This window comes from Maritimibacter harenae (assembly GCF_009882975.1).
GTDB classification, from domain to species: domain Bacteria; phylum Pseudomonadota; class Alphaproteobacteria; order Rhodobacterales; family Rhodobacteraceae; genus Maritimibacter; species Maritimibacter harenae.
Genome location: NZ_WTUX01000019.1, coordinates 480721 through 493824 on the forward strand (window position 1 = coordinate 480721; position 13104 = coordinate 493824).

The 13104-nt window shown below is 67.5% G+C and carries 11 protein-coding genes; 6 read left to right on the top strand and 5 right to left on the bottom strand.

Annotated elements, in window-relative coordinates:
• The first annotated feature begins 63 nt into the window (after positions 1-63).
• On the top strand, positions 64-1200 hold the full coding sequence (locus tag GQE99_RS17030) for a Gfo/Idh/MocA family protein (protein WP_161352831.1): 1137 nt from the start codon (positions 64-66) through the stop codon (positions 1198-1200).
• Positions 1201-1503: 303 nt separating this feature from the next.
• Here the strand turns inward: GQE99_RS17030 and GQE99_RS17035 are convergent, their stop codons facing one another.
• Positions 1504-3693 carry a primosomal protein N' gene (locus GQE99_RS17035; RefSeq protein ID WP_161352832.1) on the bottom strand — a complete coding sequence of 730 codons (2190 nt, stop codon included), beginning with the start codon at positions 3691-3693 and terminating at the stop codon, positions 1504-1506.
• Positions 3694-3806: 113 nt separating this feature from the next.
• Here GQE99_RS17035 and fsa point away from each other — a divergent pair, with 113 nt between their 5' ends.
• The 5 genes from fsa to GQE99_RS17060 all read left to right on the top strand — a co-directional run bounded on the left by fsa (position 3807) and on the right by GQE99_RS17060 (position 7379).
• Positions 3807-4460 carry a fructose-6-phosphate aldolase gene (gene fsa / locus GQE99_RS17040; protein WP_161352833.1) on the top strand — a complete coding sequence of 218 codons (654 nt, stop codon included), beginning with the start codon at positions 3807-3809 and terminating at the stop codon, positions 4458-4460.
• A gap of 139 nt (positions 4461-4599) precedes the next feature.
• The gene (locus tag GQE99_RS17045) at positions 4600-5307 is read left to right on the top strand and encodes a DUF484 family protein (protein ID WP_161352834.1); all 708 of its coding nucleotides are present in this window, start codon (positions 4600-4602) and stop codon (positions 5305-5307) included.
• Positions 5308-5320: 13 nt separating this feature from the next.
• Positions 5321-6253 carry a tyrosine recombinase XerC gene (locus tag GQE99_RS17050; protein WP_161352835.1) on the top strand — a complete coding sequence of 311 codons (933 nt, stop codon included), beginning with the start codon at positions 5321-5323 and terminating at the stop codon, positions 6251-6253.
• A gap of 64 nt (positions 6254-6317) precedes the next feature.
• Positions 6318-6629, top strand: coding sequence for a hypothetical protein (locus tag GQE99_RS17055; protein WP_161352836.1), 312 nt, complete (start codon positions 6318-6320; stop codon positions 6627-6629).
• Positions 6630-6677: 48 nt separating this feature from the next.
• Positions 6678-7379 (top strand): CDP-alcohol phosphatidyltransferase family protein, encoded by a 702-nt coding sequence (locus tag GQE99_RS17060; protein ID WP_161352837.1) that lies wholly within the window; start codon positions 6678-6680, stop codon positions 7377-7379.
• Between the two features lie 16 nt (positions 7380-7395).
• Here the strand turns inward: GQE99_RS17060 and GQE99_RS17065 are convergent, their stop codons facing one another.
• The 4 genes from GQE99_RS17065 to GQE99_RS17080 all read right to left on the bottom strand — a co-directional run bounded on the left by GQE99_RS17065 (position 7396) and on the right by GQE99_RS17080 (position 13035).
• The gene (locus GQE99_RS17065; protein WP_161352838.1) at positions 7396-8931 is read right to left on the bottom strand and encodes a Ppx/GppA family phosphatase; all 1536 of its coding nucleotides are present in this window, start codon (positions 8929-8931) and stop codon (positions 7396-7398) included.
• A 101-nt stretch (positions 8932-9032) separates the two neighbouring features.
• Positions 9033-11237, bottom strand: a complete 2205-nt coding sequence (locus GQE99_RS17070) for an RNA degradosome polyphosphate kinase (protein ID WP_235917266.1) — start codon at positions 11235-11237, stop codon at positions 9033-9035.
• Between the two features lie 21 nt (positions 11238-11258).
• Complete coding sequence (locus GQE99_RS17075; RefSeq protein ID WP_161352839.1) at positions 11259-11942, bottom strand: P-loop NTPase family protein; 684 nt, start codon at positions 11940-11942, stop codon at positions 11259-11261.
• Between the two features lies 1 nt (position 11943).
• Positions 11944-13035 (bottom strand): AI-2E family transporter, encoded by a 1092-nt coding sequence (locus tag GQE99_RS17080; RefSeq protein WP_161352840.1) that lies wholly within the window; start codon positions 13033-13035, stop codon positions 11944-11946.
• Between the last annotated feature and the right edge of the window lie 69 nt (positions 13036-13104).

Below are 13104 nucleotides of genomic sequence, written 5' to 3' on the forward strand. Positions count from 1 at the left end.
ACGCCGGTCGCGGCGTGCGCGGGCGAGTTCCATTCTGCTGGCAACGGGCAAGAGGAGGGGAGAATGACCGCCAAGCGCAAACCCAAGGTCGGAATCGGACTGGTCGGGTCCGGCTTCATGGGGCGCTGCCACGCGAACGCGTTTCGTTCGGTGGCGGGTCTCTTCGACGTGGCCGCGGAACCGGAACTCCGGGTGCTCGCGGATGCGACCGACGACCTGGCCGCGCGCGCGGCAGCCACCTTGGGGTTCGCACGCGGCACCGGCGACTGGAATGAGTTGGTGGACGCCGACGACGTGGACATCGTGGCGATCACGGCGCCCAACGTGCTCCACGCCCCGATCGCCAACGCCGCTGCGGCGGCCGGCAAGACGGTCTATTGCGAAAAGCCCCTCTCCACGACCGCCGAGGCCGCGCTCGAGATGACCCGCGCGGCTGAGGCGGCGGGTGTCGTCACACTGGTGGGCTTCAATTTCCTGCGCAATCCCATGATCCGGCTCGCGCGCGAGATCATCGACAGCGGCGAGATCGGCGAGGTCACGGGCTTCCGGGGACGCCACGCGGAGAACTACATGGCGGACCCGGACGCGCCGCATTCCTTCCGGACCGATCCGCAGGGGGGCGGGGCGCTGGCCGACATCGGCAGCCACATCATATCCATGGCGCGCTTCCTGTTGGGTCCGATCGACGAGGTGCAGGGCGAGTGCCGCACGCTCCATGCCACCCGTCCGGCCGAACCCGGCAGCCATGAGCGCCTGCCGGTGGAGGTGGACGACATGACCCACGCGCTGGTGCGTTTCGCCTCCGGCGTGTCCGGCAGCTTAGAGGCGAACTGGGCGGCCACCGGCCGCACCATGGACCTGTCGTGGGAGATCACCGGCACGCGTGGCGCGCTCGCCTTCAGCCAGGAGGCGATGAACGAGCTTCTGCTCTATTCGAATGCGCCCGGGCGGCGCGGCTTCACCCGGATCGAGGCGGGGCCGGCCCATCCGCCCTACGGCCGGTTCTGCCCGGCGCCGGGGCACCACCTGGGGTTCAACGACCTCAAGGTGATCGAAGTGGCCGACTTGCTCACCGCCCACGCCGGCGGTCCCGCGGTCGGCCCGGATTTCCGCGAGGCTTACGAAGTGCAGAGGACGGTCGAGGCGATCCAGTCCTCGAGCGCAACGCGCCGCTGGGTCAGCCTCAGACCGGGGCCTTGAAAGTGGACGACATCGCTCCGACGGGGTTGGAGGTGCCAATCTCGGTGCTACTGGACGCCTCCTGCTTGGCCGTCGCCCAACAAACATTGTCGTTTTCATCCGGAGCCAATTTGGCGGGGGCAACCTTCATTCTGACAATGCCGGCCGGTCTACACCGAAGCCGGCAAAGTCGATGCTGGCCAACCGCGCCGCCGCTCTGACCGAGTGGCGGGGTCTCTGCGCGGAATAAGGGACAGCGGAACTGCCCTGGCTGAGACGAATTCCAAACAGTCCGTCAGCACCTTTCGGAACGATGAATGGGCGTCAGTAGAAGCTCTGCGGGTCGATATCGACCGAGAGGCGGATGTCGCCCTTGAGCGAGAGCGGCTCGAGCCAGGTGCGCAGGGCCGGTTGCAGCGGGGCGGTCTTGGGGGCCTTCACCAGCAGACGCACCCGGTGGCGGCCGCGCACGCGCGCGATCGGGGCGGGGGCGGGGCCGAAGACCTGGGCGCCGATCCGGTCGAGGGGGGCCGTGTTGCGCGCCATGGTGTTGCCCAGCCCCATCGCGGCATCGAGGTCCGGCGAAGAGATCACGATGCCCGCGAGGCGGCCGTAGGGGGGGACGCCCGCGGCCTGGCGTTCGCTGGCCTCGGCGCGCCAGAAGCCTTCCTCGTCGCCCGACAGGATCGCACGGATCACGGGGTGTTCGGGCTGGAAGGTCTGAAGCAGCGCGAGGCCGGAGACGTCGCCGCGCCCGGCGCGTCCCGCGACCTGGCGGATGAGCTGGAACGTGCGCTCGGCGGCGCGCAGGTCAGAGCCCTGGAGCCCGAGGTCCGCGTCGATCACCCCCACCAGCGTGAGCTTTGGGAAGTTGTGGCCCTTGGCCACGATCTGCGTGCCGATGATGATGTCGGCGCCCCCTTGGGCGATGAGCTCGATCTGGGCCTTGAGCGCGCGGGCCGAGCCGAAGAGGTCCGAGGACAGCACCGCCACCCGCGCCTCGGGAAAGGTTTCGGCCACTTCCTCGGCCATGCGTTCCACCCCGGGGCCCACCGGGGCGAGCCGCCCCTCGGCCTCGCAGGAGGGGCATTTCTCCGGCATCGGTTTCGTTTCGCCGCATTGGTGGCAGACGAGGCGCTTGAGGAAGCGGTGCTCGACCATGCGCGCGTCGCAATGATCGCAGCCGATCTGGTGGCCGCAGGCGCGGCAGATCGTGACCGGGGCATAACCGCGCCGATTGAGGAAGATCAGCGCCTGTTCGCCTTCCTCGATCCGGCCGCGCACCGCCGTCGCCAGCGTGGGTGAAATCCAGCGGTTCGCGGGCAGCTGTTCGTTGCGCATGTCGATGGCGCGCATTTCGGGCAGGACGGCGTCGCCGAAGCGGCTGGTGAGGTCGAGGCGCTTGTACTTGCCCGCTTCCGCGTTCGCCCAGGTTTCGAGCGACGGTGTGGCCGAGGCGAGCACGACCTGCGCGCCGTTGATCGAGCCCCGGAGCACCGCCATGTCGCGAGCCGAGTAGAGCACGCCGTCCTCCTGCTTGTAGGAGCCGTCGTGTTCCTCGTCGACGACGATGAGCCCGATGTCGCGAAACGGCAGGTAGAGCGCCGAGCGCGCTCCGATCACCATCTGCGCGCCGCCCTCGGCGACCATGCGCCAGACGCGGCGCCGTTCGGTCATGGTGACGCCGGAGTGCCATTCGGCGGGCTTGGCGCCGAAGCGTTCCTCGACGCGCTTGAGGAATTCCGAGGTGAGCGCGATCTCGGGCAGCAGGACGAGCGCCTGGCGCCCGGCGGCAAGGCAGGCCGCGACCGCTTCGAGATAGACCTCGGTCTTGCCCGACCCGGTGACGCCTCGCAGGAGCGTCGCGCCGAATTGCCCCCCGCGCACGCCCTCGGTCAGCACCTTCGCCGCCTCGGCCTGGTCGCCCGTCAGGGTCTTGCCGGGGGCGGCGGGGTCGAGATGGGGGTAGGGCAGGTCCCGGGGGCTTTCCTCTTCCAGCACAGCGCCCTGTTTCACCAGCCCCTTGATGACGGAGGAGGTGACCCCGGCCTCGTCGGCAAGTTCCTTGAGCGTGAAGGCGGCGTGCGCCTGCGCCTCCAGCACCTCGAGCACGCGGGCGCGGGCATCGGTCATCCGGTCCGGTTCGCGGTGGCCCAGCCGGTAGATCTTGCGCATCGAGGGCGGGTTGGTGAGCCCCGGCGCACGGGTGGCGAGCCGCAGCATGAAATTCATCGGCGTCAGGGTGTAGTCGCCCACGCGGGTCAGGAACTCGGCCATCTCCGCGCGCATCGGGGGGACATCGAGCACCCGGATGATAGCGCGCAGTTTCGCGGCATCGAACCCCGTCTCGCCGGGGCCCCAGACCGTGCCCATGACCTTGCGCGGCCCCAGCGGAACCTCGACATATGCGCCCTGCCAGCAGCCGCCCTCCGGCGCGCGGTAGGTCAGGAGCCGGTCGAGCGGCTGGGTCGTCAGCACCGCGACCCGCGCGCCCTCGTCGAAGAATTCAGCCATGCGTGACCGTCCCGGCAAAGTCGCGCGAATCGCCATTCGGGGGCTTTTTGCGCGGCGTCAGCTCCTGTATGACACCGCTAACATTTTCCATCCGCCGAACCTGGGAGCCTGCCATGAAATTCTTTGCCGATACCGCCGATGTCGATGCGATCCGCGAGCTGAACGAGCTCGGACTGCTCGACGGCGTGACGACCAACCCGTCGCTGATCATGAAATCGGGGCGCGACATCCTCGAGGTGACGAAGGAGATCTGCGACATCGTCGACGGTCCCGTCTCCGCCGAGGTCATCGCGACCGAGTCCGACGCCATGATCGCCGAGGGCAAGAAGCTTGCCGCGATCGCCGACAACATCGCCGTTAAGGTGCCGCTGACCCTGGACGGGCTGAAGGCCTGCAAGGTTCTGAGCGAAGACGGCCACATGGTGAACGTGACGCTTTGCTTCTCGGCCAACCAGGCGTTGCTTGCCGCCAAGGCGGGCGCGACCTTCATCTCGCCCTTCATCGGGCGGTTGGACGACATCAACCTTGATGGCATGGAACTGATCTCCGAGATCCGCCAAGTGTATGACAACTACGCGTTCGAGACGCAAATCCTCGCCGCCTCGATCCGGACCGTCAACCACGTGAAGGATGCCGCGATGATCGGTGCCGACGTGATGACCGCGCCGCCGGGCGTGATCAAGTCCCTGGCGAGCCATCCGTTGACCGACAAGGGCCTTGCCGCCTTCCTCGCCGACAGCAAGGCAGCCGGGATCAAGATCCTCTGAGATACGCGCGACACCGGCGCACTCGACACAGCGGGGCCTTCGGGCCCCGCTTTTGTTGAAAAAAGTTGCGGAAATCCGATTCGCGACCTGTTAGACTTGTCTGCAAAGAAGGAACAAACGGCAGCAGTAGGACAGGCAAATGGCGACGAACGTCCCGATCAGCGACGAGGTGCGCGAGCACCTTCTCACCCGGCCCGAAGTCATCCTCGAAGACCACGACATGATGCGCGCGCTCATCCAGGCGAACGAACGCGCCATGGGCGCGAATATCGTGGATTTGCGCGGGATCGCGATGGAGCGGCTGGAAAGCCGGCTCGACCGGCTGGAAGACACCCATCAATCGGTGATCGCGGCCGCCTACGAAAACCTGGCGGGCATGAACCTGATCCACCGTGCGGCGCTCCGGGTGCTCGAACAGGATGATTTCGAGGGCTTCATCCACGACCTGGGCACCGACATCGCGGACGTGCTGCGGGTCGATTGCATCCGTCTCGTGCTGGAAACGGAGCAGGAGGAAGACTGCGCCGCGATCCGCAGGCTGGGTGACGTGCTGGTCACCATGCCGGCGGGGTTCACCGACAGCTACGCGGGCGTGCCCTACGAGGCGGGCGGGCCGAACGTGGTGCTGCGCCAGGTTCAGGAGCAGGACAAGCGGCTCTACGGCGATAGCGGCTACTGGATCCGGTCCGAGGCGATCCTCCGTCTCGACCTGGGCGAAGGGCGGTTGCCCGCGATGCTGATCATGGGCGTCGAGGATCCGAACCAGTTCAAGCCGGGGCAGGGGACCGATCTTCTCGCCTTCTTCGGCGGCGTGTTCGAACGTTCGATGCGCCGTTGGCTGGCCTGACCGGGCTTTCACCATGACCCACGGGATCGAGATTTCGGCCGGCGCGCGCGACGCGCTGTCGGGCTGGCTCGATCACCTGCGCGCGCTCGACGGGGCGGCCGAGAACACGATCGAGGCCTATCGCAAGGACGTGGTCGCGTTCCTCGCCTTCCTGTCGGTACATCACGGCCGGTCGCACGGGCGGGCCGCGCTGGCCGATGTCAGCTTGCGCGACATGCGTGCCTGGATGGCGCATGAGCGGGCCGGCGGGTTGTCCGCGCGCTCGCTGGCGCGGGCCCTGTCGGCGGTGAAGGGGTTCTACCGCTGGCTGTCCGACCGGGACGGGTTCGACGCGTCGACCGTGCTGTCCACCCGCGCGCCCAAGTTCAAGGCCAAGCTGCCGCGCCCGGTTTCGAGCGAGGCGGCGGCTGAAATGATCGCGACCGCCGGCACGCAGGCCCCCGACGGCTGGGTCGGCGCGCGCGACGCGGCGGTGCTGACGCTGCTCTACGGCTGCGGCCTGCGGATTTCAGAGGCGCTGGGCCTGCGGGGCGCCGATCACCCGCTGCCGGAGGTGCTGCGCATCACCGGCAAGGGCGGCAAGGAACGTATCGTTCCGGTCCTGCCCGCTGCGCGGCAGGCGGTTTCGGCCTACGTGACTCTATGCCCCTACCCGGTGAACGCGCAGACGCCGCTCTTCTACGGGGTGCGCGGCAAGGCGCTGTCGCCGCGTCCCGTGCAGAAAGCGATGGAGCGGGCCCGGCTTCAGCTGGGGCTGCCCGCGACGGCGACCCCGCACGCCATGCGCCATTCCTTCGCGACCCACCTTCTGGATGCCGGCGGCGACCTGCGCGCGATCCAGGAGCTTCTGGGCCATGCCTCCCTTTCGACCACGCAGGCCTACACGGCCGTGGATACCGCGCGGTTGATGGAGGTCTACGACCGCGCCCATCCCCGCGCGCGTTAGCAGAATTTTCAGACACGCCCGCCATGGTGGCCGGACAGATTCGCTTGTCCAGAAAGGAAAAGCCATGGTTCCAGCCATCCTTGGCGCCGCCGCGCCCATCGCGCTTGCCGGCAAGGCGCTGAACACGATCTCGACCATTGCCTCGAACGCGCAGGAGCGGTCGTTCCAGAGCTCGGTCGACAAGCTGAGCGCGCAGTTGGAAGAGCTCGGCATCCAAGGTGACGGCGCCGGGCGCGCAATCTCCGGGGCGGCCAAGACGTTAGAGCTTCATGACGGCGCGCCGCTGCCACCACCACCGCCGGTGTCGCAGGGGCCCATCGCGCCCAGTGTCGAGGGGATCCACCGGCTCTATCACGAAATGCGCAGCCTGCGCTGAAGCACGGCGGGCTTGAGAAACGACCGCTGATCGTTCAAGACGTGGGGCATGAATCGTGAGTTGAAGGCGCTGGCCGTCCACCTGTTCACCGCGCTTGGCGCCATTTTCGCAATGCTGGCGATGCTCGCAGCGGTCCAGGAAGAATGGGGCCTGATGTACGTCTGGCTCGTCGTTGCCTTCATCGTCGACGGGATCGACGGACCGCTGGCGCGCCGCTACGAGGTGAAGAAATACGCAGGCCAGATCGACGGGGTCCTGATGGACCTGATCATCGACTACCTGACCTACGTGTTCATCCCCGCCTACGCGCTGTTCAAATCCGGGCTGTTGCCCGGCTGGACCGGCTGGATCGCGATCATCCTGATCACCTACACGTCCGCGATCTACTACGCCGACAGCCGCATGAAGACGAAGGACAATTCCTTCGCGGGCTTCCCTGGCTGCTGGAACATGGTGGTGGTCGTGCTCTTCGCGACCGCGCCGAATTTCTGGTTCACGCTCGGCCTCGTGGTCGTGCTGGCCGTGGCGATGTTCACCCCGCTGAAGTTCATCCACCCGGCGCGCACGGAGCGCTGGCGCCCGGTGTCGCTGCCCGTTGCCATCGCCTGGACCGGGTTCGCGGGCTGGGCGGCCTGGGTCGATTTCGCCCCGGGCAGCTGGGCGCACTGGGGCCTCGTGGTGACCAGCGTCTACCTGCTCCTGGCCGGCATCCTGCAACAGATCGTGCCCGCCCGCCGCCAAAGCGCCTGACGGGCCACCGGCCGCCTCAGTTCCGGATGTGCACCACGGGCTCGGCCCCGAGGGCGTTGGCGAGGCTCTGGAACCGCGCCTCGGCCACTTCGCCGAAGAGCCCGGCCGCCTCCGCCTCGATCGTCAGGTGCAATTCGCGCCGCTTCGGACGCCAGGCCAGCGCGGCCTTCTTGTGCGGCTCGTCCACCGCGAACATCGCGCCGAAGCGCATCGCCTTGCCGACCATCTCGGCCTTGGTGATGAGCTTTTCGTCGAGGATCTCGAAGACCCGGTCGAAACGGTTGTTCTCGCGGCTGTTCTTGTAGCGGTGCAGAAGCGCGAGCCCCAGGAACACCCGTTCCTTGTGGGTGAGCCCGCCCAGGTTCGCGCGCGTGACGTTGTCGAAGCAGACCTCGTGCCGGTAATCCGGATGGGCGCGCCAGGTCACGTCGTGAAGCAGGCACGCCGCCTTGATCAGCCGGCGCCGGTGGGACGGCTCATTGGCCACGATCGGGCGGATGAAGGCGTAGAGAGACGCGCCGAAGCCGGGCATCCGCGCGTCCTTCTGCTCGGAGAACTGGCAGGCTTCCATGAGCGGATCGCGCTGGCGCAGCCGCTCGGGCATCTGTTCGTAGAGCAGCCCCTCGCGGATCCCGTAGGAGGATACCGCGACCTCCTTGGGCTTGAAGGTGCGCACCAGGCGCTTGAGCACTTCGGACGCGGTGGGCACGAGCGCCATGCGCGTGGCCGACGTGCCGGTGTGGCTGCGCACCTCGTTCAGGTCCGTCTTGCCGATCCATTTCAGCGTCGATCCCAGCGCCTTGGGCGCCATGCGGTATTCGTGGAGCACGGTCAGCGGGTAGTTGCGGCGATACATGTCGAGCCGCGCGATGGCGCGCCACGAGCCGCCGACGAGGTAGAGGCGCTTGTGACCGGTCCCGATCTCTTCCGCCAGCTCCTCGAGCACGGCGGTGATGTGCTTGCGCATGGTCTTCTTGCCGCCCTTCATGCTCTCGAGCTTGAGGGGGCCGAGGCCGGACGAGATGCGCTTGCCGACCTGTCCGTCCTTGATCACGGCGAGCTCCATCGACGAGCCGCCGATGTCGCACATGAGCCCGTCGGCGTCAGGCCAGCCCAGGAGCACGCCCTGGGCCGACAGGCGGGCCTCTTCGCGCCCGTCGATCACGTGGACCCGGAGGCCCGTTTCGCTCAGGATCTCGTCGCAGAATTCCGCCCCGTCCTCGGCGTCGCGCACGGCCGCCGTGGCCACCGCGGTGAGGGGGGCGAGCTTCATGCCGGCCGCCAGAAGCTGGAACCGCCGCACCGCTTTCAGCGCGCGCTGGCGTCCTTCCGGGTTCAGTCGCCCGGTCTTGGAAATCCCCGCGCCCAGGCCGCACATGATCTTTTCATTGTAGAAATAGGCCGGGCTGCGCGCGGCCCCGTCGAACACAACCAGCCGGACCGAGTTCGACCCGATGTCGACGACGCCGACGCGGCTGAGGTTGCGGGATCTGGGATCTTCGAAGAGCGGGCGCCCGAACGGGCCCCATTTGCCTTCCTCGCTTCCGTCCATCGTCGTCTCCCGGTCGCTTGTCCCGGTTTATGGACCGCACCCGCCACGCGCGGCAACCCCGTTTGTGCGGGCAACGCCGGGGGCGGGCGAGATGTTTCGCTTCAGTCGTGGCTGTGGGCCAGTTCCGGCACGTCCGCCGCGCCGGCCGTGCCGCGGCCCGACAGCGAGGGGTATTCCATGAAGAAGCGGTGGCAGTTGAACGGCGTCTCGTTGCCCGACAGGTCGGGGCGCAGGAAGCTGCCGTCCGGCTGCATGACCCAGCTCTGCGCCTCGTCATGCAGGTTGGCGGCCATGATCTGGCTGACGATCTGCGCCTTCACCGTGGGGTTCGTGGTCTCGACCAGCGCCTCGACCCGGCGGTTCAGGTTGCGGCCCATCCAGTCGGCCGAAGACATGAAGACGCGGCACTTCTTGGACGGAAGCCCGTGGCCGTTGCCGAAGCAGACGATCCTGCTGTGCTCCAGGAACCGGCCCACGATGGACTTCACCCGGATGTTCTCCGACAGACCCTTGATGCCGGGCCGGAGCCCGCAGATGCCGCGTATCACGAGGGTGATCTTCACGCCCTTCTGGCTGGCCGCGTAAAGCGCGTCGATCACGTCTTCCTCGATGATCGAGTTCATCTTGGCCCAGATTTCCGCGGGCTTGCCGGCCTCGGCGTATTTCGCTTCCTGCTCGATCAGTTCGATCAGCTCGGACTTCAGCGTGAGCGGCGAGATTTCCAGCTTTTCCAGCTTCTCGGGCTGGGCGTAGCCGGAGAGGTAGTTGAACACCCGCGTCGCGTCGCGCCCCAGTGCCTCGTCGCAGGTGAAGAGGCTCAGGTCGGTGTAGATGCGCGCGGTGATCGGGTGGTAGTTGCCGGTCCCGAAGTGGGTGTAGGTGACAAGGTCGTCGCCCTCGCGGCGCACCACGGTCGAGATCTTGGCATGCGTCTTGTAGTTCATGAAGCCGTAGACGACATGCGCGCCCGCGCGCTCCAGCCGCCGGGACTGACGGATGTTGGCGGCCTCGTCGAAGCGTGCCTTGAGTTCGACCAGCGCGACCACGGATTTGCCCGCCTCGGCGGCTTCGCAGAGCGCCGAGACGATGGGCGAGTTGCGCGAGGTGCGGTAGAGGGTCTGCTTGATCGCCACCACGTCGGGGTCGAGCGCGGCCTGTTCCAGGAACCGCACCACCATGTCGAAAGTCTCGTAAGGGTGATGGAGCAGCATGTCCTTCTGGCGGATCGCCGCGAACATGTCGCCGTCGTGGTCCTGCACCCGTTCCGGGATGCGGGGCGTGAAGGAGGGCCAGAGCAGGTCGGGGCGGTCGTCGGTCACCAGCTCGGACAGGTCCGAGATGCCGATGAGCCCGTCCACCTCGACCACCTCGTCGTCGCTGACGTGGAGTTCACGCTTGATGAGCGACAGGAGTTCCCGCGGCGCGTCGGCCGAGATCTTCATGCGCACGACCTCGCCCCGCCGGCGGCGCTTGAGCGCAGTCTCGAATTCGCGCACCAGGTCCTCGGCTTCTTCCTCGACCTCGAGGTCGCTGTCGCGCAATACGCGAAAAGCACAATGTCCCTTGGTCGAATAGGCCGGAAACAGGGAATCGATGTTGAGAAGCAGCAATTCCTCCAGGGGCAGGTAGCGCATCGCGCCGCCCCGATCGGGCAGGCGGACGAAGCGGTCGATCTGGTGCGGGATCGGCAGGAGCGCCTGCAATTTGCGCCGATCGCTCTTGCGTTCGAGCTCCAGCGCAAGGGCGAAGCCGAGGTTCGGGATGAACGGGAACGGGTGGGCCGGGTCGATCGCCAGCGGCGAGAGCACGGGAAAGACCTTGCGCAGGAAGACCCCGTCGAGGAATTCGAGGTCCTCGGCGTCCAGCCCGTCGCGCGTGCAGATCGAGATGCCGGTCGCGGCCATGTCGCGGGCGAGCTCGTCGAACACCTCCTGCTGGCGCGCCATCAGCTTGCGCGCGTCCGCGTTGATCAGGACGAGCTGGTCGGCAGGCGACAGCCCGTCGGCGCCCGGCGTGGTGTGACCGGCGTTGGCGAGCTCGCGCAGGCCCGCGACGCGCACCGTGTAGAATTCATCGAGATTCGAGGCCGAGATCGACAGGAACCGCAGCCGCTCGAGCAGCGGCACGCGCAGGTTCTCGGCCTCTTCCAGCACCCGCCAGTTGAAGCCCAGCCAGCTCAGTTCGCGATTGAAGAACCGCTTGGGGCCGGCGTATTCGGCCGCGTCGAGCGTCACGGGGGCGGGAAAATCCGACTCCAGGAAATCTGCATTGACGTTGTGTTCGGTCATGCGGGCGGTATCGGGCATTCACGTAACCTTTCTGTGACGTTATGCGCCCTCCGGCCCGTCACTGTCCAGCAATCTGGCCGCCAGCGCCCGCGTCACGTCCCGCTTTTCGGCCAGTGCCAGCGCATCGAGCCGGATGACGAAATCCTGTGCGGCCGCCAGCGAACGGGGCAGGCGCGGGGCGAGGTAGGCGATCACGTTCGGCGCCACGGCGATCTGCCGGTCGTCGAAGAGCTTGACCAGCACCGCCGAGATCAGGGCTTCGTCGGGCGCCTCGAGCGCGACCATCGGCGTGCCTTCGATCCGGCTGGCGAGGTCGGGCAGGTCCAGCCCCCAGCGCGAGGGCGCCGCGCGCGACGTGAGAAGCAGGGAGCCGCCCTCGGCCAGCACGAGGTTGTGCAGGTGAAAGAGTGCGGCTTCGGCCTCGGCAAGTCCCGCGACGCGGTCGGCATCCTCCACCGCGACGGAATGGCCGGCGAGCGCGGCAGTGTCGAGCGCGGGCAGCTGCGCGGCGGGCACGATGGCGGCACCCGACAGCGCGGCCCAGACCTGCGCCAGGTGGCTCTTGCCGGATCCGTTGGGGCCGGTGAGGACCAGCTTGCGCCCGGGCCAGTCGCGCCAGCCTTCGACGGCGGCCAGCGCCACGGCGTTGGAGTCGGCGACGAAGAAATCGCCCCGGTCCCGTGACGTGCGCACGGGCAGATCGAAAGTCAGCTGTTTGGCCATGTCAGCGTTTGTCGTCCTGATCCTGCGGCAACAACGCCCCCTCGGACAGGCCCTTGTAGAGCCGCCCCTCCTTGTAGCGTTGGATCAGGTAGCGCGCGATCACGCCCATCGCCGCGGCGACGGGGACGGCCACCAGCATGCCCACGAAACCGAAGATCGTGCCGAAGGCGGACAGCGCGAAGATGAGCCAGACCGGGTGCAGCCCCACGGAGGTGCCCACCAGGTTCGGCGTCAGGATGTTGCCCTCGACGAACTGGCCGGCGAGGAAGATCGCGACCACGCCGCCCAGGAGCCACCATTCCCCCCAGAACTGGAACAGGCCCAGCCCGATGGCCAGCGCCCCGCCGACGAGCGCGCCGACGTAGGGGATGAAGGTCAGAAAGCCCGCCACGGCCCCCACGATCAGGCCGAACTGCAGGCCGATGAGCATGAGCGCCACGGCGTAGAAGGTGCCCAGGATCAGGCAGACGGTGCCCTGGCCCCGGATGAAGCCCGCCAGCGTGCGGTCGATCTGGCGCGCGAGATCGCGGATCACCGGCGCGTGGTCGCGCGGCAGAAGGTCGTCGACCTTGGCGACCATGCGGTCCCAATCCCACAGGAGATAGAAGGTCACCACCGGCACGATCACGAACAGGAGCACCACGTTCACGATCCCCATCGCCGAGGACAGGGCTGCATCGAGCAGTTGGCCCCCGCGTTCCTTCAGCGTCGATCCGAGACTGTCGAGCGACTGGCGCAGCACGCTGTCCTCGTCGACCACGTCCGGGAAGGTCTCGATCAGGAAATCGCGCACGTTGCCGGCCATCTGCGGCGCCACGTTCACCAGCTGCGCGGCCTGGTTCACGAGCGAGGGCACCACGAGCAGGATCAGCAGGATGAAGACGATGAGCGCGAGGAACGATATGGTCACCGTCGCCCAGATCCGCTTCATCCCCCAGGCTTCCAGCTTGTCGGCCACGGGGTCGAGGAAATAGGCGATCGCGCCGCCGATCAGGAACGGCATGATCACGTCGCCCAGGAACCACAGCAGCGCGAAGAACACGACTGCGGCGACCGCCCAGTACCTGAATTGTGTGCCAACCGGCAGTGCCATGACGCTCCTTTCGGGGTTTCGGCCAGTCTTGGCGGGTTTGCGGGCCGGGATCAAGCATCCTCGGCCTTG

Bases quoted from the DNA above. Each gene is read 5' to 3' on its own strand.
- GQE99_RS17030 (WP_161352831.1), top strand. From the start codon at position 64: ATGACCGCCAAGCGCAAACCCAAGGTCGGAATCGGACTGGTCGGGTCC.
- GQE99_RS17035 (WP_161352832.1), bottom strand. From the start codon at position 3,693: ATGGCTGAATTCTTCGACGAGGGCGCGCGGGTCGCGGTGCTGACGACC.
- fsa (WP_161352833.1), top strand. From the start codon at position 3,807: ATGAAATTCTTTGCCGATACCGCCGATGTCGATGCGATCCGCGAGCTG.
- GQE99_RS17045 (WP_161352834.1), top strand. From the start codon at position 4,600: ATGGCGACGAACGTCCCGATCAGCGACGAGGTGCGCGAGCACCTTCTC.
- GQE99_RS17050 (WP_161352835.1), top strand. From the start codon at position 5,321: ATGACCCACGGGATCGAGATTTCGGCCGGCGCGCGCGACGCGCTGTCG.
- GQE99_RS17055 (WP_161352836.1), top strand. From the start codon at position 6,318: ATGGTTCCAGCCATCCTTGGCGCCGCCGCGCCCATCGCGCTTGCCGGC.
- GQE99_RS17060 (WP_161352837.1), top strand. From the start codon at position 6,678: ATGAATCGTGAGTTGAAGGCGCTGGCCGTCCACCTGTTCACCGCGCTT.
- GQE99_RS17065 (WP_161352838.1), bottom strand. From the start codon at position 8,931: ATGGACGGAAGCGAGGAAGGCAAATGGGGCCCGTTCGGGCGCCCGCTC.
- GQE99_RS17070 (WP_235917266.1), bottom strand. From the start codon at position 11,237: ATGCCCGATACCGCCCGCATGACCGAACACAACGTCAATGCAGATTTC.
- GQE99_RS17075 (WP_161352839.1), bottom strand. From the start codon at position 11,942: ATGGCCAAACAGCTGACTTTCGATCTGCCCGTGCGCACGTCACGGGAC.
- GQE99_RS17080 (WP_161352840.1), bottom strand. From the start codon at position 13,035: ATGGCACTGCCGGTTGGCACACAATTCAGGTACTGGGCGGTCGCCGCA.